Source organism: Flavobacterium arsenatis, from assembly GCF_031456785.1.
Taxonomy (GTDB): Bacteria; Bacteroidota; Bacteroidia; order Flavobacteriales; family Flavobacteriaceae; genus Flavobacterium; species Flavobacterium arsenatis.
In genome coordinates this window covers 236,525-259,039 of sequence record NZ_JAVDVI010000004.1, presented here as the reverse complement: position 1 = coordinate 259,039, position 22,515 = coordinate 236,525, and the positions used below count along the sequence as shown (strand labels likewise).

The 22,515-nt window shown below is 34.6% G+C and carries 24 protein-coding genes and 1 pseudogene; 1 reads left to right on the top strand and 24 read right to left on the bottom strand.

Features of this window, described 5'->3' with window-relative positions; genetic code table 11:
• Positions 1-267: 267 nt before the first annotated feature.
• Positions 268-471: pseudogene (locus J2X31_RS06565) on the bottom strand (IS5 family transposase); the annotation flags it as partial.
• Between the two features lie 227 nt (positions 472-698).
• On the opposite strand from J2X31_RS06565, the gene J2X31_RS06560 reads away from it, so the two are divergent.
• Entirely contained in the window at positions 699-2,342 is a 1,644-nt protein-coding gene (locus tag J2X31_RS06560) for a helix-turn-helix domain-containing protein (RefSeq protein ID WP_310025415.1), read from the top strand.
• Between the two features lie 75 nt (positions 2,343-2,417).
• Here J2X31_RS06560 and J2X31_RS06555 read toward each other — a convergent pair whose 3' ends face one another.
• The 23 genes from J2X31_RS06555 to J2X31_RS06455 all read right to left on the bottom strand — a co-directional run bounded on the left by J2X31_RS06555 (position 2,418) and on the right by J2X31_RS06455 (position 22,379).
• A complete protein-coding gene (locus J2X31_RS06555; RefSeq protein WP_310025413.1) occupies positions 2,418-3,152 on the bottom strand; it encodes an LCIB family protein in 735 nt (244 codons plus the stop codon).
• A 160-nt stretch (positions 3,153-3,312) separates the two neighbouring features.
• The gene (locus tag J2X31_RS06550) at positions 3,313-3,684 is read right to left on the bottom strand and encodes a GxxExxY protein (protein WP_310025412.1); all 372 of its coding nucleotides are present in this window, start codon (positions 3,682-3,684) and stop codon (positions 3,313-3,315) included.
• Positions 3,685-3,827: 143 nt separating this feature from the next.
• On the bottom strand, positions 3,828-4,844 hold the full coding sequence (locus J2X31_RS06545) for a bestrophin family protein (protein WP_310025411.1): 1,017 nt from the start codon (positions 4,842-4,844) through the stop codon (positions 3,828-3,830).
• A 9-nt stretch (positions 4,845-4,853) separates the two neighbouring features.
• On the bottom strand, positions 4,854-6,461 hold the full coding sequence (locus J2X31_RS06540) for a Na+/H+ antiporter (protein ID WP_310025409.1): 1,608 nt from the start codon (positions 6,459-6,461) through the stop codon (positions 4,854-4,856).
• A gap of 25 nt (positions 6,462-6,486) precedes the next feature.
• Positions 6,487-6,807, bottom strand: a complete 321-nt coding sequence (locus tag J2X31_RS06535; RefSeq protein ID WP_310025406.1) for a nuclear transport factor 2-like protein — start codon at positions 6,805-6,807, stop codon at positions 6,487-6,489.
• 160 nt (positions 6,808-6,967) lie between these two features.
• Complete coding sequence (locus tag J2X31_RS06530; RefSeq protein ID WP_310025404.1) at positions 6,968-7,315, bottom strand: DoxX family protein; 348 nt, start codon at positions 7,313-7,315, stop codon at positions 6,968-6,970.
• 170 nt (positions 7,316-7,485) lie between these two features.
• Positions 7,486-8,859, bottom strand: coding sequence for an aldehyde dehydrogenase family protein (locus J2X31_RS06525; RefSeq protein WP_310025402.1), 1,374 nt, complete (start codon positions 8,857-8,859; stop codon positions 7,486-7,488).
• A gap of 70 nt (positions 8,860-8,929) precedes the next feature.
• Positions 8,930-9,199, bottom strand: a complete 270-nt coding sequence (locus J2X31_RS18280) for a hypothetical protein (protein ID WP_445351659.1) — start codon at positions 9,197-9,199, stop codon at positions 8,930-8,932.
• Positions 9,200-9,246: 47 nt separating this feature from the next.
• Positions 9,247-9,810 (bottom strand): KilA-N domain-containing protein, encoded by a 564-nt coding sequence (locus J2X31_RS18275; RefSeq protein ID WP_445351658.1) that lies wholly within the window; start codon positions 9,808-9,810, stop codon positions 9,247-9,249.
• A gap of 58 nt (positions 9,811-9,868) precedes the next feature.
• Positions 9,869-10,609 carry an SDR family oxidoreductase gene (locus J2X31_RS06515; RefSeq protein WP_310025400.1) on the bottom strand — a complete coding sequence of 247 codons (741 nt, stop codon included), beginning with the start codon at positions 10,607-10,609 and terminating at the stop codon, positions 9,869-9,871.
• A gap of 360 nt (positions 10,610-10,969) precedes the next feature.
• Complete coding sequence (locus J2X31_RS06510; RefSeq protein WP_310025398.1) at positions 10,970-11,536, bottom strand: DUF6620 family protein; 567 nt, start codon at positions 11,534-11,536, stop codon at positions 10,970-10,972.
• An 11-nt stretch (positions 11,537-11,547) separates the two neighbouring features.
• Positions 11,548-12,477 (bottom strand): hypothetical protein, encoded by a 930-nt coding sequence (locus J2X31_RS06505; protein WP_310025395.1) that lies wholly within the window; start codon positions 12,475-12,477, stop codon positions 11,548-11,550.
• The gene (locus J2X31_RS06500) at positions 12,478-12,729 is read right to left on the bottom strand and encodes a hypothetical protein (protein ID WP_310025394.1); all 252 of its coding nucleotides are present in this window, start codon (positions 12,727-12,729) and stop codon (positions 12,478-12,480) included.
• 339 nt (positions 12,730-13,068) lie between these two features.
• Positions 13,069-14,415, bottom strand: coding sequence for a DUF6138 family protein (locus J2X31_RS06495; RefSeq protein WP_310025392.1), 1,347 nt, complete (start codon positions 14,413-14,415; stop codon positions 13,069-13,071).
• 219 nt (positions 14,416-14,634) lie between these two features.
• On the bottom strand, positions 14,635-15,660 hold the full coding sequence (locus J2X31_RS06490; protein WP_310025390.1) for a PDDEXK nuclease domain-containing protein: 1,026 nt from the start codon (positions 15,658-15,660) through the stop codon (positions 14,635-14,637).
• Between the two features lie 422 nt (positions 15,661-16,082).
• Positions 16,083-16,544 (bottom strand): IS200/IS605 family transposase, encoded by a 462-nt coding sequence (gene tnpA, locus J2X31_RS06485; RefSeq protein ID WP_310025388.1) that lies wholly within the window; start codon positions 16,542-16,544, stop codon positions 16,083-16,085.
• Positions 16,545-16,894: 350 nt separating this feature from the next.
• On the bottom strand, positions 16,895-17,833 hold the full coding sequence (locus J2X31_RS06480; RefSeq protein ID WP_310025387.1) for an SPFH domain-containing protein: 939 nt from the start codon (positions 17,831-17,833) through the stop codon (positions 16,895-16,897).
• A gap of 63 nt (positions 17,834-17,896) precedes the next feature.
• A complete protein-coding gene (locus tag J2X31_RS06475) occupies positions 17,897-18,562 on the bottom strand; it encodes a DUF2490 domain-containing protein (RefSeq protein WP_310025386.1) in 666 nt (221 codons plus the stop codon).
• A gap of 95 nt (positions 18,563-18,657) precedes the next feature.
• Positions 18,658-19,080 (bottom strand): DUF5684 domain-containing protein, encoded by a 423-nt coding sequence (locus tag J2X31_RS18220; protein WP_374725214.1) that lies wholly within the window; start codon positions 19,078-19,080, stop codon positions 18,658-18,660.
• 352 nt (positions 19,081-19,432) lie between these two features.
• The gene (locus J2X31_RS06470; protein ID WP_310025385.1) at positions 19,433-19,837 is read right to left on the bottom strand and encodes a hypothetical protein; all 405 of its coding nucleotides are present in this window, start codon (positions 19,835-19,837) and stop codon (positions 19,433-19,435) included.
• 58 nt (positions 19,838-19,895) lie between these two features.
• On the bottom strand, positions 19,896-20,294 hold the full coding sequence (locus J2X31_RS06465) for a hypothetical protein (protein WP_310025384.1): 399 nt from the start codon (positions 20,292-20,294) through the stop codon (positions 19,896-19,898).
• Positions 20,295-20,796: 502 nt separating this feature from the next.
• Positions 20,797-21,546 (bottom strand): type 1 glutamine amidotransferase domain-containing protein, encoded by a 750-nt coding sequence (locus tag J2X31_RS06460; RefSeq protein ID WP_310025382.1) that lies wholly within the window; start codon positions 21,544-21,546, stop codon positions 20,797-20,799.
• A gap of 77 nt (positions 21,547-21,623) precedes the next feature.
• Positions 21,624-22,379: an SDR family oxidoreductase gene (locus tag J2X31_RS06455; RefSeq protein WP_310025380.1), complete on the bottom strand. Its 756-nt coding sequence runs from the start codon at positions 22,377-22,379 to the stop codon at positions 21,624-21,626.
• Positions 22,380-22,515: the final 136 nt, after the last annotated feature.

The window sequence follows — 22,515 nt, the reverse complement described above, 5'->3', positions numbered from 1 at the left end:
TTCCTAAATGGGTTGGGGAAAATTGCTAAAAGTTGTTGTCGGGGAGGGGAATACTTCAAAAGTATGGGTGTTTTTGTTTGAGAATTTGGGGTTTTTAAATATTTTTTTTAACAGTCCATACCCCCTCCCGATGACAATTGATAATGGATAGCTTTTGTAGAAACGCTATAGTATCAATAAACTACAAATTATATTCCTTACATTAATTAAAATAATAGACTTTAGATGAACAACCATCCAAATTTAAAATAGAAGTGATTTAAACTTTTATTGTATTAAATTTTTTAGAGCAATTACGATAAATGCTAGATAATTAAAACCTATCGAACTTGCTACTGTTGTGTCAAATCTATTCAACAAAGACCTGAAGCTGTCCATCCAAGCATTTGTTCTTTCAATTTTATATCTCTCATTATAAAGCTCTTGGTCGAAATACTCATCTCTATCTGTATCTTCATTTCTTTTGTTGATTCAAACCCTTTTTAATTGGCAAATAAGTTTAAATCACTACATTTAAAATAACATAATTAAGATGTAGTAAATGAAAATTTTACAATCATAATTCCACTCGAAAAATATAATGCATCTCGGAATTTGTTAAACAGAAAAGTTTTATTTTGAAAATTTTAAGATTTGTATGTTATAATGTTTACATTTGATACACAAACAACCTCTCCTTTCACAAAAGAAACATAGTCATGAAGAATATATTGTCCATTTGTATAATAGTTTATTTGTTTTCGTCCACACTTTTTGCACAATCTAACAAAATTGAGATTGATGAAAAAATACAAAAGGTGAATGATTTATTGGATAAATCTAGTATTTCAGATGAAATGGTTAATATTCTATTACAAGCTGAAAAAGATTCGAAAGAAATCAATTATAGTCAAGGGATTTTAGAAAGTGAGAAATCACTTGCTAGACTTTATCTTGATATAAGCAATTATAAAACATCTCTAAAATTTTGTAATAAAGCTGAAAAAATAGCTATTGAGCTTGAGGATAGTAAATCTCTTTCACAAATATATAGGCATAGAGCCCTTACATTTATGAACTTAGGATTTTTACAACAGGGACACAAAGACATAATGTCATCCATTGATAATAGTAAAAAGATTGAAGATAAAAACTTGCAGCATTATTGCATGGCGTTATCTTATCATAATCTTGCGGAATATTATGAGAAGACACAGGCATCGCAAGACACAATCCTGAGTTGTTTAAAAAAAAGCCTCAAGGCAGTTGAAAATATTAAAGGTGATATTAAATTGTTAGAGAAAAAACACTTTATGATTATCCTCTTAAATAAAAGTTTAGGAATGTTTTATACAGGAATTCATGAACCTCAACGACTTGATTTGGCATCACAATACATACTTGAACTATTAAAATATCGAGAGACACAGCCAAAAGCCTTTAGAATGGATGAACTCAATACATTGAATTCAATTGGCAGGTTTTATGATGCAAAAAAGGAACCAGAAAAAGCAATAAAGTATGCTAGTGAAGTTTTATTCCTAGAAAAAAAATCCAAATCACCCTTTGAAAGGCATCTTGCTTATGCAACATTAGCAAATTCTTATGAATCTATTGGGGATAAGAATTTATCAAATCAATACTTAAGTTTATATTCCACTCTTGTAGACAGTATTAATAAAGAAGAGAAAAGAAGTATTGAGTTGCCTATGGAACATATAATTTCTGATAAGGAAGAAAGTTTTAGCAAAACAATAGGTGATTTATTATTGATAATTGGTAGTATCATACTTATCTTGCTATTAGCAGGCTGGTTATTATGGAAAAGACAAAATAGAATTTTGCAAAAAAAACATAAAAAGGTAATAGAAGAGCTTATTGCTAAAAAAAATACATTGCTATTAAGAGAAGAGGAAGCTACAAACTTAATTGACAATGACAATCCTACACAAAGATCACTTAACATTAGAGATAAAACGGTTGAATCTTTACTTTTAAAATTAGAAAAGTTTGAAAAATCTAAAAAATTTATCAAGAATGAAGTGAGTCTTACTTGGTTGGCTAATTATATGAATACCAATACTAAATCTCTTTCGGAGATTATAAGGCAATATAAAGAAGAATCATTTAACGATTATATCAATAAATTAAGGATAAAGTATATAGTAGAGTTACTATATGATGAGCCAAAACACAGAGAATATAAGATAAGTTATCTTGCCGAAATATGTGGATTTTCTTCCAGAGAAGTATTTACCACAGTATTTAAAAAAGAAACTGGTATTTCTCCTTCTTATTTTATCAATAATTTAAAGAAAGACTTAGATATAAAATCTTCAGATGTTGTTGAGTACCAAGAATAGCTTATATTAGAATAGGCTTGTTTAAACAATAAAGAGAATTTACATTTTATAAATTCTCTTTATTGTTTTTAATTTTTAAGCATAATAAGTTTCCATCAAGCTTTTTCGCTCTCCGGTTTCCAAGTTAATATATTCGAATTTTTTATAAGAACAAAAAGATCCCATATCCTTATCACCATTAATGAAAATAGCACCAATGAGAAGTACATATTTGCAGGGATAATTTGTCTTGCTTACCAATGTTTCAATACGTTCGTTGATGGCTTCATACATCACTTCGGTAGCTTCAAATATTTGGTTTTCGGCAGATTTTATTCTGTCGGCTTGTTTCAAAAAGATTTGTTCAATGGTGTTCATTTGATAATCCAGATCGGTAACGTTTCCAGGTTCAATTTGGTTGTTCAGTAACTTGCTCAAAGCTCCTTTTAAAGCACCACAGCAAGCGGAGTTTTCGCTTTGTCCAATACGATGGATTTCGCCAATGGTTCCGTCTTTTGTAATCCCAATGTGTGGTGCATAAAACACTACAACCGCTCCATCTTCAGGAACGTGGTGTGCAAAAGCATTCATCCCAGTGACGCCTGCAAACGGATAGCCATTTAAACCGCCCATATGAAATGGACCTAACATTTCATAAGCTCGTGGCGGATATTGGATCGCGTTCACATCATCGCAACACATACTGTCGGCGTGCATTAGTTGGTTGGGTTTTAGACCTAATTCGTTTTCGATTACGTCTAATAGTTTGTTTACGGTATCTTCGGTTGTTTTAGCGTTGGGATACCATTTTTGTACTGTTTGTAAGCTCATAATAGTTGGTTTTTTTTTAGTTTTTTAATTGCCACAGATGCACAGATTTTTTGTTTTAATGATCTATAAATTCTTATCTGTGCATCTGTAGTTTTTTTTCTTATTTACATTGCTCAATAACACACTAAGATGTATTTCATCTGTGCATCTGTGGCATATTCTACAAAATCAATCTTTTATAATTCAATTTTAATTCCCCAAAGTTCACTATAAGTGCAACTTTGTTTTGTGAAACTTTTAAATAATTTATAGTTTGTGCAATGTGCTCATTTGCAATATCTTTTGTTCCTTTAACTTCTAAAATAACTTCATCAAAAACTACAAAATCAGCGTAAAATTTATGGGGAAGAATTATGCCTTTGTAATTTACTTCATATTGCTTTTCTCTTTCATAAAATATTCCAGCTCGGCTAAACTCAAGTTCTAAAGCATCTTTGTAGACAATTTCTAAAAATCCTGCACCGAGGGTGTTATGCACCTCCATACAAATGCCTATAATTTTATAAGTTTCTTCTTTTAGTAGGAATTCCATTTTTCAATTTTTTTTGCCACAGATGCACAGATTTTTTTATTATTGTCCCTCTGCTGATTTCTTTGTTTTAAATTTCTGATACAACATTTTATGCCACAGATGCACAGATGAAGATTTCAAAAACATCTGTGCATCTGTGGCTATTACATTAAAATATTATTCTGTGGTGCAATTGCCGGTGGTAAATCTTTTTCGCCCAGCATTTCCTTTAAATCTATTTCTATATTTCTGCTGATTTGTGTAATCGGAATATCGTTGGCGCTTCCTTCAAAAGGATTTTCGGTGCTTTCGCCAATTTGTTCTAAAACTAAAAATACCCAACCCAACAGTACACTGAAAGGTATGACAAGCCAAATGATGTTTTCGCCAAATTTTTCGGTCATTTTTGAGAATTCGCCTATAAATCCGAGCGGTAATAACAGACATAGAGCATTTGTAAAATACAGATTGATGCTCGAAAACTGACGTGGATAAGGGAAATTTTTGATGCGTTCGCACTTGCCTTGCTGGTCATACAAATCTTTTAATTGGTTTTCTAAGGCTACATAATTGTAATCACTAATCACGCCTGTTTCATTCAATTTTTTGAATACTGATGATTGTTGGGCAACGATTTGGGTAGCTCTGTTTTTGGTCGATAAAATATATTGGCGTTCTTCTTCGTTCAAAAACATCTTCAATTCTTCATCCAAACTGCTTTCCCATTCTGGCACTTTGTAATAGTTGAGATACTCACGATTGTAGCTTTTGGTTTTTACATTTTCCCAACTTTTTGTTTCCCGAAGTTGAAATCGCAAAGCCGTAAGCCAAGCAAAATGACGGTAAATAATTTGCTGATGAAGTTGATTTTCGAGCGTTTTATCTTCCGAACGGATAAAATCTTTTACCATTATTCCGAAAGTCCTACTGCTGTTGATGATAGCGCCATAAATTTGTCGGGCTTCCCAACTGCGATTGTAGGTTTGTGTATTTTTAAACCCCGAAATGAAAGCGGTTGCCGTACCCAACAACGCCACCGGAACCCACGGAATTGCCAGCCATTTTATATCTAAAAAATAGAATAATGCAGTTGGAACAATGCTTAGAACGAGCATTTTGTAAATCTTGACCCTTGTCCAGGGAATGAAATGGTGTAATTTGTAATGGCTTGATGTATTCATTTGAATTGATTAATGATGCGTACCGCTTATTTTTAGGTCTTCAAGGTCTAATTGTGTTTCTGCTTTTCTTATTTCTTCATCGCTAAAGTATTTCTCTCTTCGCATTTTAAACAGTTCTTTCCTTTGTAAATCATAAATTTCTGTTAGTACAGCATGGTAAGTTTTTACTTCCTCTTTGCTATTTTCATCTTGTGCTAAAGAATTTAATTTCTGTTGCGTATTGCTAACATCCCTCTCCAGATTTGATTGAAAGAAACTGATTAGTTCGTTGGTTTGTATATCTGATTTATACTTTTCATTCAAAATTTTTAATGCCAATGTATCTAATCTCAACTTTATGCCCGCCTGCTGTTCATCATCAGAAATTACCTTATCTATTTCTTCCAGTTTAATGAATTTGAGTACAAAAGGTAAACTTAAACCTTGCAAAACCAATGTTATAAATATCACTACGAAAGTGATAAAAACAATAAGGTTTCGTTGAGGAAACGCTGTGCCATCTGTCATTAGCATCGGAATAGAAAGAGCAGTTGCCAATGATACTACCCCACGCATTCCGGCCCAACTGATTACCAATGGGCCCTTCCATCCGGGCGAAGGATCTTGTCTGGCTTTTGCACTCAGCCAGCGAGGGATATGAGCAATTGGATATACCCATAGAAAACGTAGCAAAATAGTAGTTGCACTGATATAAACACCATATTTGATACCATCAAAAATAGAATATTCGCCTAAACCGTTAATGATTTCTGGAAGTTCCAATCCTATTAAAATAAATACCAAAGCATTCATTGCAAAAATCATTGTGGTCCAAACGCCCAACATATTTAAGCGGGTACTACCTGTCTTAAATATTTCGTGAGACCTGAATGACATAAACAAACCTCCGCTTACAACAGCCATTACACCAGAATAATGAAATTGCTCTGCAGCAAGAAAAAGTATGTAGGGTGTCATTACAGTTAAAGCTCCATCAATAGCTGGTGTAGTAGGTAAAAAGCGATGGATGGCATACATAATATGGGCTCCAACAAGACCTATCAAAACGCCCATCCCGGCTACTAAAAAGAACTGCCCAGTTGCATCTTGCATGGAGAATGTTCCTGTTAATACAGCTGCCAGAGCAAATTTAAATACAATTAGCGATGAAGCATCATTTACCAAGCTTTCTCCTTCTAAAATGGTCATTAATCTTTTAGGAACTTTTTCTCCTTTTAAAACCGTAGCAGCGGCTACCGCATCTGGCGGAGATATAATTCCACCAAGCAAGAAACCTAACGCTAGGGTCATACCGGGTATAAAAAGCGTAGCAGTATAGGCCACGACTGTAGAGGTTAAGAAAACCAGACCAAAGGCCAGCAGTGCTATTGGACGTTTCCATTTCCAAAAATCATTCCATGAGGTGTACCAAGCCGCTTCATAAAGCAACGGTGGCAGGAAAATCAAGAAGATAAGCTCTGGCTCCAGGCTAACTTGTGGAACTCCAGGTATAAAGCTGATGCCCAATCCTGCAATGACCAGAAAAATAGGATAGGCAATGCGAATACGCTGTGCCAGCATCACTAAAAGAAATACAACAAATAATAAACCCAGTATAAGCAAAAAGGTATGATGCATTGTTTGAAATCAAAAAGGTTAAAGATTATTTAGCTTGTCCAATATCTAATCTATCAAATTTCCCATCAGCATTTTGATGAAATTTGAAAAACACAGGAAAAGTGCCCCATTGTCCGGCTTTGAAGTTTCCTTTGATGTCTTTGCCATCGTTTGTTATGGTATCAATCGTTAGGAAAATTTCCTTCCCGCAGGCTTCTTTTACAAAACTTTGAAAGTTTCTTGGGTTTCCGTCATCGGTCATTGTAGCGTCTGCGGTAAAAAAGGAAAGAAATGTTTTGCTGTCGCCAGATTGCCAAGCTTCGAATGCTTTTTTTACAGTTTCGTTTGTCAATTTACTTGTGTCCATTTTGTTGTTTTTTTGAATTGTTTTTGTTTCTGATTTTTGAGTTTTGTTTTGTCCGCAAGCTGTGAGCGATGAACAAATCAAGAAGAAAATAATTGTTTTTAATTTCATTTTAGTAATGTTTTATATGCCACAAATGCACTAATAATTAATCTCTTAAATATTAATTTTTCAGCGGATGCTGTAGATAAATAATAACCAGGTTCAGCAATAGAAAAGGCAATTCGATAACCACGCCTTTCAAATCTTTATCTAATAAATGAAGGCAGATGATTAATAAAATGCCTGTTGCCATTAAGAAATTACCATAAACAAATGTTTTAGGAAACAGAATTAAGATGGCTGAAATGATTGTCACCGCCCCGTTTATCATCAGTGCAGTTTTGGAGAAATTCCATTTGCTGAACATTTCTACCATTTCAGGCTTGCCCGAAAGCATTGCATAGCCTTGTTTGAAGCCCATAAAAACGGCTACGAGAATTAATGCGGAGTTAATAATTTTTAGTACCATAGTTTTTGAATTTTATTGTTTATTATGAGTTGTTTTTATTACATTAATGCCATGGATGTTTATTAAATCTAAAGTCTTGTTTATTCGTGTATCCGTGACTAATTTTTTATTTTTGCCACGGATGCACAGATGTTTATAAAGTCTCATTCGTGCATCTGTGGCAATTTATATTACCCAAAAACACTTAGATTTTTAGCAATATCCTTCCCTTCATAAGGTGGAAAAACATCCAATTCCAAATCGGGATTGCCTATCAGCATTGCTTTTGTGTTGCTCAATGCATCAAAACCGGCCTTGCCATAATATTTCCCCATTCCGGCATAACCCACACCGCCAAAAGGCAAACTGTCTATCCAGCAATGCAGATTGGTTTGGTTGATACAACCACCGCCAAAAGAAACCGAATTGATGAAATAATCGATATTCGCCTGGTTTTTACTGAAGAAATAGGCCGCTAAAGATTTAGGTTTGCGTTTGATGATTTCAACAATTTCCTTCAAATCATTATACACCAAAATCGGAAACACAGGACCGAAAATTTCCTGTTGCATTGCAGGGTCTTCCCAAGTACTTGGATATAAGATTGTAGGTTCCACATATCGGTCTTTAACGTTAAAGTGTCCTCCCAAAACCACTTTTTCGGGAATGATGTACGATGCAACCCTTTCGGTGTCGTGTTCGCTAATCATTCTTGCAAAATCTGGGCTTTGACTTGGGTCTTCGCCATACATTTTGATGGTTGCCTTTTTTAATTTGTCAATAAATTCATCGGCAATACTTTCGTGCACATACACATAACCCGGAGCGATGCACCACTGCCCGGAAATTGCCATATGTCCCCAGAGAATTCGGTCAACCGCAATATCAAGATTAGCAGTTTCATCTACCACCGTCGGGTTTTGACCGCCTAATTCTAAAACGATTGGCGTCAGGTTTTCGGCGGCCGCACGCATTACCACTTTGCCAACCGCAGAACTTCCTGTAAAGAAAATGAAATCGAAAGGCAACTCTAATAATTCCGTAATTTCCTCTTTTCCGCCGGTAACGATGTTTACGGCTTCTGGTTCAAAATATTTTGGAATAAGGTCTTGAAAAAGTGAAGCAACGGTAGGTGTTGTATTGGCTGGTTTAAGAATTACCGGATTTCCGGCTGACAATGCCACAATTGCCGGGTCTAGCAACAATAAAATGGGTGCATTGAATGGACCGATGACCAAGGTTACTCCAAAAGGTTCTTTGTAGATAATGCCTTTATTACCAGTTTCTTCCAAACCTTTTGGGATGGCAACTGGTTCTGGGGTCATTAATTGTTTTAGGTTTTCTTTGTAGTATTTGATGTTGCCCATCGGAACTGTAATTTCAAACAATTGCTCGAATGGCGGTTTGTTGAAATCGGTTTTCAGGGCTTGACAAAATGCTTCCTGATTTTCGGTAAGCATTTTTTCCAGTCTGTTGAGTTGGTCCATTCGCCACTCATAAGTTTTAGAAACATCAGTATAAAAAAACTCTTTTTGTGTGTCGAAAATTGATTGGTAATTGTTCATAATTGTATTTTTTTTGGTTTTATTAATCATATATAAGTACCTGAATATTGGTACTTTGTAATTCCGTTTTTTATTTTAATTTTTTAATTGCTTTACTCTCAACCAATGATTTCATTTGCATTATAGCAACTTTATTGAGCTGTATCAACCTTTCGCTTTGTGATATATTTTGTCCGATAAGCAAAGCATTGATGCTTTCCATATTGCTTAAAACAACCAATTGTTCCAAAGTAGCATCGTCTCTTATGTTTCCTTTTGTGTTGGTATTTTTATCCCTCCATTCTTTTGCTGTAATGCCGAAAAGGGCAACATTTAGCAAATCTGCTTCGTTGGCATACACCAAACCTGCTTGCTGTTTCGTTATTTACTCACTTATTTTTATTTTTTTTAAAAGTGTTCGTGATTTGCTACGCTTAATTCTTTTGGGATTAAATTTTCTTTAATAGCATCTGTATGTATTTGGTAATTGACTTTGGCTAAGGTTCTTTGTAAGTTCCATTCTAGTTTAAGACGGTCGTTTTCTTCATCTTTAAGACGCTGAAATTCTTTGATTAAATAGAGCTTAAAACTTGGTGAAATCCAAGAAGCGAACTCGAAAGCAATATCTTTATGTGCAAAAGTTCCTCCACCATATCTGCCGGCTTTGGATGTAATTCCGATAGCATTTGTTTTAGAAATCCATTGTTTAGATGTTAAAACAAAACCATTTGCTCCTGCCTCATTTTTAATGTTACTGAATTCCGTAACATTAAAAATAGGATTATGAATTTGTTCCCACAATCCCATAAATTCCACAGTAAATCTCGTACTTAGCCAATGCGAAATAACTAATCCCGTAGCTTCTTCGTTTTTGTGCTTTGCTATATCTGTCAAGGAAATAAAATCATCTGACCTATCAGAAATAATTGTTATTTCACGTCCCTCTATTTCTACTTTCTTATTTTTTGCCATACTTCAACTTTTATTTAGGCTAATTCAAGTTTAAAATTATTTTTTATTGACTTAAATTCTAAGCAAATCCACCATTGACACCAATATTTTGTGCAGTAATCCATTGTGCTTCATCAGATATTAAAAATGCAATCACATTAGCAATATCATCCGTTTCGCCAATGCGGTTGAACGCCGACATTGATGCTAATCTGGCAATGGTTTCATCGGTTTTTCCTTGCGTAAAAAGTTCGGTGTTTACCGGTCCGGGCGAAACAGAATTGACAGTTATATTTCGGTTTCCTATTTCTTTTGCAAACACCTTGGTCAGTTGTTCTACTGATGCTTTTGTGGCAGAATAAGTACCGTAAGTTGGCAACATTAACCGAGTAACCGAGCTTGAAAAATTGATAATTCTTCCGCCATCTGCCAATCGTATTGAAGCTTCTCTCATCGTGTTGAAAGTGCCTTTGACATTGATGTTAAAAATCCGGTCGAAATCTTCGTCGGTAGTGTCTTTTATTAATTTATAAATGGCAATTCCTGCATTGTTAATCAATATGTCTACTTTTCCAAAATGATTAATGGTAGCTTCAAAAAGGTGTTTTACTTCTTCTGTTTTGCTAACATCGGCTTTTATGGCAATCGCATTTCCGCCCGAATTTATGATTTCAGCTACCACATTATCGGCATCAGCTTTTGATGTCGCATAGTTAATGACCAAAGTAGCACCTTTTGAGGCAAGCGTTTTGGCAATGGTAGCTCCGATGCCTTTGGATGAACCTGTGACAATAATAACTTTTTCTTTTAATGTGTTCATAATATCTTTTTTAAAATTTACATTTTGTGATTTTTATTCCTATTTATCTTTTCATCTATAATAATTTCATTCTATAATCCTGTCATCTTCTATAATCCTGTCATCCCTTCGGGATTTTCCAAGTCCGAAGGACTGATAGAATTATAGCAATTTTTTAGCGTGTATTTCAAAACCCTGAAAGGGTGATATTTGCTGTTTCTTATCATTTCACCTCTGCGAGGTTTGTTTGGTTTCTCGTTTCTTTTTCTATAATATTTTCATCCCTTCGGGATTTTTTTCTTCATAAAAAAACATAGTACAAACTGCCGTTGAATTTTGCAATCAGCCTGGTTGACGTAAAATCTTCTTGACAGGAATACTTTAAAACTCCACATCATCCGCCACATTTCCACCCTGTTCTTCGGCAAATTTTACAGCATATTCTTTTTGTTTTTGTTCTCTGTAATCGAGGTAGTGTTTTATGGTTTCATAGTCATCAACACTTTCCGAAGGCATCCACTGCATCGCCACACTTTGAAAATCACCCAAATTAATTCCGAAATTATCCTGTATCCATTGGGCTCCATCTATGCCATATTCGTAAGCAGATTGCCTTGCTCCGTTTAGTTCTTCATAGAAATAACGGTCGGTTCTCATGTTTTCGAGATTGGCTTTTCCCTCTTCGCTTACTTCCGCCTGTAATCCGCTAAGTTTTGGATGCTGGTCTGCTTCGCCAAAATATTTACCGAATAAAGTGGTTACTTCCCACGTGCTGTCTTCCTGCATACGGGTTACCCAAATGGCCGATGCTTCTTCGAAAATGGCAGGTTCTATACCTAATGCCTTGCAAATTTCTTTTACATCCAAGCCGGAAGCTATTTTTGCTGTTATGGTCGAATAATCTTGTAAACTTACTCCGTGAATGGGTTCTAATAATGGATTGCTCATAGTTTTAAAAGTTAATTTTGTTTGCTGTAATCGGTTAATAATCTGTTGTAAAATTTTTCGTGTTCTTCGGCTAAATCAGGATTTATTTTATTCCATTCATCAAACATTGCCCGAAGGTATTTTTGATATAAAATGGGTTGTAAATGTTCCAGTTCTTGCTTTGAAAGTTCTAATTCACCTATTTTTTTCTTCGTATTTTCGATGATGATTTTATCTTTTTCTCTCATTAAGCTGAGCTTCAATTTATGTTTTTGTAAATATAAACTCTGTATCTTTTCGGGCATCACACTGTACTCTTTCAATAAATGGTTTGTTCTCTGCTCTGCCAAACTTCTTCCTATATGTTCCAGCTGTTTGGCTTGTGTGCTTGGCTCAAATGTGTTTCGGGTTTGGCAAGATGGACAGCTTATATAGGTTGTGGTAAAATATATTTTAGTCAGCAAAATAGGGCTACCGCACTGCATACATCGAAAATTGTTTTTTGTAGCTTCAAATTCATCAATTATTTTTTGATATTTAATTTCGTAATCTTCCTGATGTGTATCTTCAATCTGCTGACGACTTTGGCTCAGTAATTCGTCTAACTTATTGTATCTTTCATAACATTCACTTCTAAAATCGAGATATAGCTTTCGCAAATCGTGGCTATCTGCTGGTAAGCAAAAATTCGTAACTTTTTCTTCTTTTATATCTGATGCTTTTTGTTGGATGTTTTGTAGTTGTCCCAACACGGCAGATTTTAACCGATGATAACCTGCCTTATATTCGTCTGTATCGGTTTCGTTCAATTCCACCAGTTCCGGAATGGCTTCTGTGATAAAATCCGTAGTTTTTTGTTCCAATTTTTCTATGAAAGAAAAGAACCGTTCTTTGATTTCATTCATCTCCGTTTTTACAACAGATAGTTGATTGTTTTCCTGATGATTGCTAAAAAATCCCATTTATAGTTTCTTTGAGTTATCCGATTTTTTGATATTAATTCCATCCGAAAGTTCTACTGCAAGAAATTCAAAACTACAATATGCACAATGGGTCAACCCGTCCTGTTCTGCTCTTCCCGCCCCACAATTCGGGCAGGTTCTGGCGTTCATTTTAGCAGTTTCTTCGGTGTATTCGCCTCCGTAATTTTTTCCCTGTTTCGCTCTTTGCTTCATTTTTTCGAGCAGAGAAAGGGGTTTGTTGTTGTTTTCCATATTGTGTGATTATTTTGATTTGTATTCTTAGTTATCATACTGTTATAAAAATCATTTGTACGGTTTTATGATTTAAAATAATTTCATCCCTTCGGGATTTTCACTGATAATCATTAATTATATTCTACAATCTTGTCATCCCTTCGGGATTTTTGTTCGGTTGTTGCATTTTTCTATAATCTTTTCATCCCTTCGGGATTGTATCGTTCCTATCTTTTTTATCAAAGCCCGAAGGCTGAAATGATTATAGCAAATCATATTTTCATTTTTTAAAAATCCTGAAAGGATGGTATTTGTCTTCTATTTAAAAAATCCGCATAGACACTTATTGAACATCATTTATTTTAGTTTTTCGAAAATTTCTTTTTCCGCAGGTGTTAATTGCTTAATAATATTTTCGGGCTTCTTGCCAAAGGTGGTGTACATCACGCTTTCCCAACAGTAATCTGCCATTTCTTGCACATCGTTTCCACTATCTTCAAAATCTTTAAGGGCTTCTTCGGTAAAATAGTATTCGGCAAAGTTTTCTTTGCTGTTCAGCAATAACTTTAAGCCTTTTTCATTAGCGAAATATGATGGAAACAACTTGTGAGGTGGATGTTCCTGCATCGATAGTATGCAGTTGACATACACTTTTACGGTACTTTCATTAAGCCCAAATCTTTCCAGAAACACCGGCGTAAATTTCTCCTGAATGGACTGATGCTCATCGTCAACCGTTTGCAGATAATCGATGACGACATCAACATATTTTTCGTCATCCAAACCCAATGCAAACACGGCAAAGGTGGATGGCATTGCACAATTTTCGTCTTCCACGTTGTTGTACCATTCGTGTTCTTTCTTGGCAAGGCTGATGTATTCCAAAATTTCCTGATGAAGGTTTGGGAATTGTACCGCACCTGCAAACAGGTAGTTTTGCCCGCATTTTGGTAAGCCTTTTATGGGCAACAATTGTTTATTGTTTGATGAAAAACTGATTTCGTAGCTCTCCGGGAAATCGGTTTTCAACAGGTTGTTGATGAACAGCAAAGCTTTGCGATAGGTTTCTTCTTCATCGTTTGCCATTTTTATTTTGATGGTGGCAAAAACGTCGTTAGCTTCGCAGGTTAGGGTTTTGTCTTTATAATTGGTCAATTCCTTTGGCAGATTTCCAGTACCGATTTTTTTGAGTTTTTCGACTTCACCTGAACCCAGTCCAGTAACTACATCAAAATATTGATTGGCTTTTACACTTGCATAACTTGGTCCATATTTTATATGGCAAACCGCCAAATAACATACAAAACTTAACAGTTCCTTTTCGTAATCTGAAAGCGGTTTATTAGCGATAGCCTCATTGCCTTCCGGAATAAATATTTTGTATTTATTTTTCTTTACTCTTTCAAATGTAATGCACACTAAATTGTTTATTTGTTCTCCTAGTGCATAATCATAACTATTAAAACCACTTAGTTTTCTCAATTTCTCAAAATAATCAATGTATAATTCTTTGCTAAATGGTCTTGTTTTAAAAAAATACTGAAGAACCATTGTATTTAAAAACCGTTCTCCTGTGTCAAGCACATAAGGGTTTGGATATTTCTTATCTGCTTTACAGGTGTTGTTGTTGATGGCATCAATAAACCTTTCTAAAAGTGCTTCATTGCCTTCTATTTTTACTAAATAATCTAATTCTCTACTCATATTGTTTCTTTTTATTTTCTATTTAAAAATCCTGCATACACCAAAAACCCACCGATTGCGGTAAAAAGTGGCATTATCAATCAATCCAGTCAAACAGATATTTTTCATCGTGTTCTATTTCACATTTTCAACCCCAAAAACCAATGCTTTCAAATTTTCAAGTTTGGTTGATTATCGAAAACTCGAAGTTGTATTTTTTTAATATTGCTGTCAAGTAGGTCATTGTTGAAAATATTTGTCCAGCTTTTCTGAAATTGTTTTTTTGTTGGGCAGTAGCTTTTCATAGTCTTTTGGAAGTAGCCTAGAAGTGCTGTAAGTTGCAACACCTATAGGCTGGTTGCCTGTTTTTAAAGAATATTCTACAGTGGTTCTGTTTTTTTCTTTGCAGATGATAATCCCTATGCTGTCGTTTTCGTTTGGCATCCGTACTTTTTCGTTGAGCACTGTAAGGTAAAACTCCATTTTCCCTTTGTATTCGGGCAAAAATTCTCCTATTTTCAGTTCTATGGCAACCAAACATTGTAGCTGACGGTGGTATAAAAGCAAATCAACAAAATATTCTTTATCCTCAACTTCTACCTTAAATTGATTACCTACAAATGCAAACTGGTGTCCCATTTCGAGCAAAAAATTTCGGATATTTTGGATTAAAGCGTTTTCCAGTTCCCGCTCCGAATGTTCGTCTGCAAGCCCCAAAAAGTCGAAAGTGTACTCATCTTTTATGGCTAAAACGGCTTGGTTTTTAATAGTTTCGGGCAATGTGCTTTCAAAATTGGTTTGGTTGAGCAAATATTTTTCATACGTTTTATTGCTAATGTGGTTGAGCAATATGTTTTTTGTCCAACCGAATTTTTTGGTAGAAAGTATATAAAACTGGCGCTCTAAATTATCTTTGCACTTGTTGAGGATAAGAATGTGTTTTGTCCAGCTAATTTCTCCAACCAATGGTTGGAGATTTTCATCGGTGTGATATTCGGCATAGAACTGAGCCATTAGCCAAAGATTGGTAGTAGAAAAACCACCTATACCCACAAACTCACGTTGCAATTCTGCCGAAAGCGTGGGTACAACAGCTTTGCCCCAGTTTTCGGATTGCTTTTCTGCAATAGATTTTCCGATTTCCCAATACAGGCGGATAAGTTCCACGTTTACAGCTTTCAAAGCATTGTATTGTGCTTCGCGTACTTTGGTTTTTATTTCGATGATAAAATCAGATTGCTCTGGCGATAATGATTTTGGTTCCATAAATAAGCATTTTTATATTCTGTGTTTGTGTTTGGGGTGTTGTATAATTTTACATTTTTTACAAATTGTATGTCCCTTTATGCTTTATCTAAATTGATGATAAAGCCTTTTTAACGGTTATTTTATTCATAATTACGTTCAAATTCCATTGTTTTTACAATCAAGCCCAAGTATTCTTTAAATTAATCATATTTTTTGCTGTCAGCAATTCGTCGTTATAATCATGTCATCCCTTCGGGATTTAACCATATTCTGACATTTTTGGTCTATAATCATTTCATACCTTCGGGATTTAACCATATTCTGTGACATTTTTGGTCTATAATCATTTCATCCCTTCGGGATTTCCCAAGTCCGAAGGACTGATAAGATTATAGAACTATTTATAAATGCAATATCAAAACCCTGAAAGGGTGGCATTATCAATCAATCCAGTCAAACAAATATTTTTCATCGTGTTCTATTTCAAATTTTTGAAGAAAATCCAGATATTCTTCCTTAAAGCTTTTTTTACGGTGATGTTCTTCTTGGTTCAAAATATATTGATACACATTTTCTATCTGCGAATGTGCATACGAAAATGCTCCATATCCTTCCTGCCACGAGAATTTTCCCTGTACCCAATTTTGTTCATTAATAAATTTCGAAGAATTGTTTTTGATATCACGTATCAAATCTGAAATGCTCTTTGCCGGTTTCAGTCCGACAAATACGTGAACGTGGTCTGCCACACCGTTCACAATAATTGATTTCTGACCTTTGCCTTTTATAATACCTGCTATGTATTTGAAAACCTCATCACGCCAAGGTTTTTGTAACAGATTTTGTCTGCCTTTTACCGCAAAAACATATTGAATGTAGATTTGTGAAAATGTGCCTGCCATTGTTTTTGTTTTTATATTTTCTATAATAATTTCATCTTTATAATCATTTCATCTTCTATAATCATGTCATCCCTTCGGGATTTTTGTTCGGTTGTTGTATTTCTTTCTATAATCTTTTCATCCCTTCGGGATTTTCCAAGTCCGAAGGACTGACAGGATTATAGAATCATTTAATGCGTATTTCAAAACCCTGAAAGGGTGATATTTTTTCATCATTTCATCTATAATAATTTCATTCCTTCGGGATTTTTGCTCGGTTGTTGTATTTCTTTCTATAATCTTTTCATCCCTTCGGGATTTTTTCCCATTGTGAAAATCATTTAATCATAAAAATTATAGTTCAGACGATGTTATATTTTATCAATCAACTCGGCTTTTTTCGTTTTATATTCTGCATCATCAATCAATCCTTCATCAAAAAGGATTTTAAGCTTTTTTAGTTTTGAAGTAATATCATCAACATCGTTGCTTTGATTATTTGATTGGTTTTGCATCTGGTTCATCATCATTCCCATCATTAAACCTTCATTAACGGCTGTTCCCCTTTGTGCAATGGCTTCGGCGGTATTAAATTTGGTAAATTTATCCATATCGGTTACCATATTCATATTGGTCATTTTATCATAATGAGCCGATACTTCGTCTGGAAGCGTAACACTTGTAATGGTAAACGTGGTCAGGTCAATCCCGAATTGAGAGAAATAGGGTTTTAAAAAGGGTTCAACTTTTTTACCAAGTTCGGTTACATTTCCTGCAACATCTTTTACTGCAATACTCTCATTGGCAAGCACTTCGCCAAATTTTGGGGCTATAAAATCTCTCAACTCATACTGCAACTCAAAAATGCTAAAGGTTTTATAAGAGCCTGCATATTGGCGAAAAAACGTTTCAAAGTCCTTAATCTGAATATCGTACGTTCCAAAAGCACGAATGCGAACCTGCCCAAACTCGGGGTCACGCATCATAATGGGTGCTGGCGTTCCCCATTTGTTGTTCACAAATTGGCGTGTATTTACAAAATAAATATCCGCTTTGAACGGACTGTTAAATCCATATCTCCACCCTTTCAGACTACTCAAAATAGGAATATTTTCTGTACTTAAAGTATGAAGTCCGGGCAGAAAGACATCTGCGAGTTTTCCTTCGTTTAGGAAAACAGCAATCTGCGTTTCCCTAACGGTAAGCTTGGCTCCATTTTTAATTTCTTTGTCTTCGTCGGCAAATTTCCACATCAGCAAATTGGGGTCTGGCGTGGTTGCTTCAATAATTTCTATAAATGGTAAATTCATATATCAGTCGTTTTTTTTGTGCTTATGTGATTTGTATTACTTACAACGGTTGAGGGTTTCGTCCTATTTAAAAACTCCAAAATTCTCCAACGGCAATGTAAGTACAAGCCAACCTAAAATCCTGTTACCGCTAGCCTTATCGCTTTGATACATACACATCACTTGCGGTGTGAGCCATTTAAAAAGTTGGATGTTGCCACCCAAAACAACCCGGTTTCGGGTAAATTGTCCGTTATCAAGGCTTAGAAATACTTCGTCTTGTAAAAATATGCTTGCTTGTTTTTTGAAAACTTCGATATTGTGGGTAATTCCCAATCGGTTTCTGTAAAATGATAAATCGTCTCCATCTCTAAATCGGTGGAAATACATATTTCTATCGGCAATCGTCCAGTTTTTTGCTATCGGAAAAGCCACAGTAGCCATTCCTAAAAACTGATGTTCTTCCACCTTGCCAGCGTTACCCAAATCTACATTTACGTAGGTATATCCTGGTGTTAGTGTCAGGTATTTGTTGACTTTAAAATTAGGCAAAGCCAAAATTGCCTTTACATTATCGGTTGGGCTGATACCTGTGTAAAGTAATAGCTTGTTGTCTTTTGGAATTTTCATACTCACGCCAGCCACCAAAAAGGAACTGACTCCGTCAATGTCTTGGGCTTTTAAATGCTGTGTCGAAAAAACAAAAAGCATCATACTGAATGCTACTATTTTAAATGGTTTTAAATTCATTTTATTTGAATGTTATGTTCTGCAAGACTGATTTTTTTGGGAGATTGAGAAACCTTTGTTATAGTGTTGTAATCATACCATTAAATGCATTTTTTTTATTTATACACCAGTTTCGCGTAAAATATTGGCGGTATTAATGTCATCCATATTGCGTTGGATTGGTTTGTGTTATGGATTTCACATAATCGTTTATTGATTTTGTAAAACCAAAAAAGTCGTACAAAAGGAATGAATAAAATGAAAATCCAGGAAACAGGCAGTTTGCAGATTTTCAGTATCGTAATATTATTCACAACAGGTATAAAACTTAAATATGGGTTTCTGTTATTTTCTTCAAATACTTTAAAAAGGCTGAATTTGAAAAACAAAAAGAAATAGAAAACATAAGGAGAAAAGAGAAGTCCCCAGAAATATGAAAACTCGTTAGTGGAAAAGAATTGCTTAATGCAAAAAACCGGATACTCGATATAAAAAAGAAAACTAAATTGTGTCACAAACGGACAATCGTTGTTTTGCATTTCATTGAGCAGACCTATTAAACCTTGGTTTCCTATATCGTTAGTTTGTTGTGGACAAAAATGAATAAATATATTTCCTAAACAGACTTGTATGATTTGTATAAGAATTGGAAATGCCAAAACTGTCAAAAGTGCAAATCCGAATTTCACTTTGTGTTTGTATAATTCTTTCAACAATAAGATGAAAAATATCGCACGAACAACTGTAAAAATATATGAAAATTCAAGATATTGAATTTGTGCAGGAATGATAAGTTTTAAAACATTTATAATTAATTCGAATAGTACAAGAATTATTAAGAATTTGATGATTGTGCTTTTGTGTTTCATTGATGTTATTCTATATTAATATTTACTGACAATTGATATTTGTTTTTTTTACTGATTTCAATATTGCGTTATAAATCAGATTTACTGCCGGAATTAAAATTGTGACAATGAGAATGTAGTAATCTTCATTATTGGTCCCGAATTTTTTGCTGAAATCTGGGCCCGCAATTATTTTAATTAAAAGCAATGAAAAAAGAACAGTGAACACTAAATTAATCGAGGTCAGTAAAGTGGTATTAGCAGGAGAATATGTTTTTGCCCAGAACTTGGATTTGAAAATATAAAACAGGTTATACAGTCCAAATAATAATAAGAACAGTGAAATTAAAGCGGGTTGTTTAATAATACCTATTACTGTTATTGCAAAAAATACTGTGATTAATACAATGTCAATAAGCAGTAAAAAAAATCCAGAAATAAGCTTCATTTTAATATATTTTAGTTCTTCGTAAGTTCAATATCTTTCTCGTATGTTGTTATTACCTTTAATTTTCCGTTGTCATACTATCATTTCCATCTGCTTGTTTTTGTTGTGTTGCTGTTCTAATTAATTCTTCTACCGAAATGTTGTACATCGTATATATCTCCGGATTATCTTTCAGACAGGTAATATCCCAAAAATTGTCATAGTTAAAGGCTGAATGGTTTTGGGCATATTTAATCGGGTCATTTATTATCAATATAGTTCTGATAGTTCCTATATAATTTAGTTTTAGATTTATTTGTTGGGCTTTAGCAACATAATCGGAAGGGATTATTTTGTCAAAATCGCTTATTTTTTCCAAACCGTAGTTTTCCAATTCATATAAAATATCCATTTGATTGGACTCAACATCTCCAAAGCCTTCATACATTAAATGGGGAAATAATTCACTAAATCTCATTTTAAAATATTTGGCGATATACTCAATACTTATCTTTTTGTTCAGAAGGAATTTTAGTTGTGTTTTTTTGAGAGGATTCATTTCTGTGTTTTATTTAATTTCCAGTGTTTTCAAAATATCAAAAACTTGCTTGTTTTCTTTGCCGGATTTCGGAGTTTCAATTACAAAATGATGAAATTTATTTTTGTGTATTAGGAAAACTTCTAAACTGTTGAGCTTATAAAGGTGGTTTTCAAATAACGATGTTTGTTTTGAAGTGTTACAAGAGATAAGGAATGTAAGCATTCCGATAAGTGTGAATGTGAAATTTAAGACGTTGTTTTTCATAAAATTGCTGATGACATTTCAAAGCTTTGCTTTGCGGGAAAACAATACTTCAACAAATGATATCGATGCCCAATAGCCGATATAATTACCATATTTTGTAACCCAAAAAAGGAAAACAAAAAGCAGAATAAAACCCGTTTTTCATTTTCCTTTTACTTAAAAATTATTAAACCATTTATTCTGACAATGCTTCGATAACTAATTGGGATGCTAAATAGCTACTGTGTTGCTGTTGAGCGGTAATCAATCTGCCGTCTCTGATTGCAAACGGTTCCAATGGACCGGCACATTCAAAGTTGGTGTTTGGGTTTTTGCGGGCTTCGGTTTCGATGGTATAATCGTTTACCGTCATTCCAAACATATCGTTAATCATATTCTCTTCACTATCAGCAAATCCTGTCCAGCTTTTGCCGTCTGCCAATAGTTTCCCGTCGCTCAATTTTGTCCATAACAGCAAAGATGTTCCGTGACAAATAAGGCATACGATTTTGCCTGCTTCATAAAAATCTGCAATAAACTTGTGCAGTTTTTCATCATCTTTAAAGTTAATTAAAGGCGCACCACCACCAGCTACACAAATAGCATCATAATCATTTACATTAAATTTATCGATAGAAGGTGTGTCTTTCATCAATTTACCATAGTCTTTATGATGAACAAACCCGATACTTACCAAGTCATTTTGATAAGCTCCTTCGGGATTTTCCGGGTCGCTGTGTGCGTCAAAAACTACTTCGCCACCCCAAGACGAACAAAAATCCACGTCAAATCCAGCATTGATAAAATCGAAAAATGGACGAGTTATTTCTTCTGCAAAAAAGCCCACTTTCATACCGTGAAGCATTGCCGGGTTTGAAACCAAACACAAAACCTTTTTCTTAGGAAATGTATGTTTAGGTTGTTTTCTGATTACGTTGTTGCTCATATTTTTATTTAAATTTTAAATTAAAAAAAAGAAAAAACCGACAATTAAGTTTTGCTTAACCGCCGGTTCTCAATAGATTATCTTGTGGTATAACCGCCGTTTGCAAATATGGTTTGTCCTGTAATCCACCATCCATCGGTTACTAAAAACTCTACCAATGGAGCGATGTCTTGAATATTCGTCAATCCACCCAAAGCCGAAGCTGATTTGTGGTAAGCCACGGCTTCTGGACTTTCCTGTCCGTAGAAAAATGGTGTGTCCATTGGGCCTGGAGCTACTGCTGTTACAGAAATCCCTCTGCTACCAAATTCTTTAGAAGCCGCTCTGGTAAAATGCTCTACCGGAGCTTTTGCACCTGCATAAGTAGAATATAACCCTGTGAATGCTGCTAATAATGAAGTAACAATGGTACATATTTTAGCATTGTCATTCACTTTTTTACCAGCTTCCTGCAGGAAAAAATAAGCAGCTTTTGAGTTGATATTAAACATAGTATCGTACTCTTCTTCAGTAGTTTCAGCAAATGGTTTTTTCAACACCATCCCTACAGTATTGATAGCGATGTCGATACCGCCAAATTTTGCGATGGTCTCGTCAAAAAACTTGGTGATGTTTTCTACTTTGGTTAAATCTCCTTGAAACAAAAATGCTTCAGCACCTAACGCTTGTACTTCTGCCAAAGTTTTTTCGCTTTCTGCTCTTGAACCCTCACTGTTGTAATGAATGGCTAATTTTGCCCCTTTTGCCGCAAAATCTTTACTTAATAATCCGCCAAGGTTTTTACCACCTCCGGCAATTAGAACTACTTTTCCTTTTAAATCATTTCTTGACATAATTTCTTCATTTAATAATTAGAATAATAACAAAATTAGATTTTCTACAAGTCCCTAATATGGTAAACTTTTTGGATGTTGTAATAAAATCAGAATTTCTTTTATTTTTTTAAGTTAACCGAGGTTATTTTAGTGA

Bases quoted from the DNA above. Each gene is read 5' to 3' on its own strand.
- J2X31_RS06560 (WP_310025415.1), top strand. From the start codon at position 699: ATGAAGAATATATTGTCCATTTGTATAATAGTTTATTTGTTTTCGTCC.
- J2X31_RS06555 (WP_310025413.1), bottom strand. From the start codon at position 3,152: ATGAGCTTACAAACAGTACAAAAATGGTATCCCAACGCTAAAACAACC.
- J2X31_RS06550 (WP_310025412.1), bottom strand. From the start codon at position 3,684: ATGGAATTCCTACTAAAAGAAGAAACTTATAAAATTATAGGCATTTGT.
- J2X31_RS06545 (WP_310025411.1), bottom strand. From the start codon at position 4,844: ATGAATACATCAAGCCATTACAAATTACACCATTTCATTCCCTGGACA.
- J2X31_RS06540 (WP_310025409.1), bottom strand. From the start codon at position 6,461: ATGCATCATACCTTTTTGCTTATACTGGGTTTATTATTTGTTGTATTT.
- J2X31_RS06535 (WP_310025406.1), bottom strand. From the start codon at position 6,807: ATGGACACAAGTAAATTGACAAACGAAACTGTAAAAAAAGCATTCGAA.
- J2X31_RS06530 (WP_310025404.1), bottom strand. From the start codon at position 7,315: ATGGTACTAAAAATTATTAACTCCGCATTAATTCTCGTAGCCGTTTTT.
- J2X31_RS06525 (WP_310025402.1), bottom strand. From the start codon at position 8,859: ATGAACAATTACCAATCAATTTTCGACACACAAAAAGAGTTTTTTTAT.
- J2X31_RS18275 (WP_445351658.1), bottom strand. From the start codon at position 9,810: ATGGCAAAAAATAAGAAAGTAGAAATAGAGGGACGTGAAATAACAATT.
- J2X31_RS06515 (WP_310025400.1), bottom strand. From the start codon at position 10,609: ATGAACACATTAAAAGAAAAAGTTATTATTGTCACAGGTTCATCCAAA.
- J2X31_RS06510 (WP_310025398.1), bottom strand. From the start codon at position 11,536: ATGAGCAATCCATTATTAGAACCCATTCACGGAGTAAGTTTACAAGAT.
- J2X31_RS06505 (WP_310025395.1), bottom strand. From the start codon at position 12,477: ATGGGATTTTTTAGCAATCATCAGGAAAACAATCAACTATCTGTTGTA.
- J2X31_RS06500 (WP_310025394.1), bottom strand. From the start codon at position 12,729: ATGGAAAACAACAACAAACCCCTTTCTCTGCTCGAAAAAATGAAGCAA.
- J2X31_RS06495 (WP_310025392.1), bottom strand. From the start codon at position 14,415: ATGAGTAGAGAATTAGATTATTTAGTAAAAATAGAAGGCAATGAAGCA.
- J2X31_RS06490 (WP_310025390.1), bottom strand. From the start codon at position 15,660: ATGGAACCAAAATCATTATCGCCAGAGCAATCTGATTTTATCATCGAA.
- tnpA (WP_310025388.1), bottom strand. From the start codon at position 16,544: ATGGCAGGCACATTTTCACAAATCTACATTCAATATGTTTTTGCGGTA.
- J2X31_RS06480 (WP_310025387.1), bottom strand. From the start codon at position 17,833: ATGAATTTACCATTTATAGAAATTATTGAAGCAACCACGCCAGACCCC.
- J2X31_RS06475 (WP_310025386.1), bottom strand. From the start codon at position 18,562: ATGAATTTAAAACCATTTAAAATAGTAGCATTCAGTATGATGCTTTTT.
- J2X31_RS18220 (WP_374725214.1), bottom strand. From the start codon at position 19,080: ATGCAAAACAACGATTGTCCGTTTGTGACACAATTTAGTTTTCTTTTT.
- J2X31_RS06470 (WP_310025385.1), bottom strand. From the start codon at position 19,837: ATGAAGCTTATTTCTGGATTTTTTTTACTGCTTATTGACATTGTATTA.
- J2X31_RS06465 (WP_310025384.1), bottom strand. From the start codon at position 20,294: ATGAGATTTAGTGAATTATTTCCCCATTTAATGTATGAAGGCTTTGGA.
- J2X31_RS06460 (WP_310025382.1), bottom strand. From the start codon at position 21,546: ATGAGCAACAACGTAATCAGAAAACAACCTAAACATACATTTCCTAAG.
- J2X31_RS06455 (WP_310025380.1), bottom strand. From the start codon at position 22,379: ATGTCAAGAAATGATTTAAAAGGAAAAGTAGTTCTAATTGCCGGAGGT.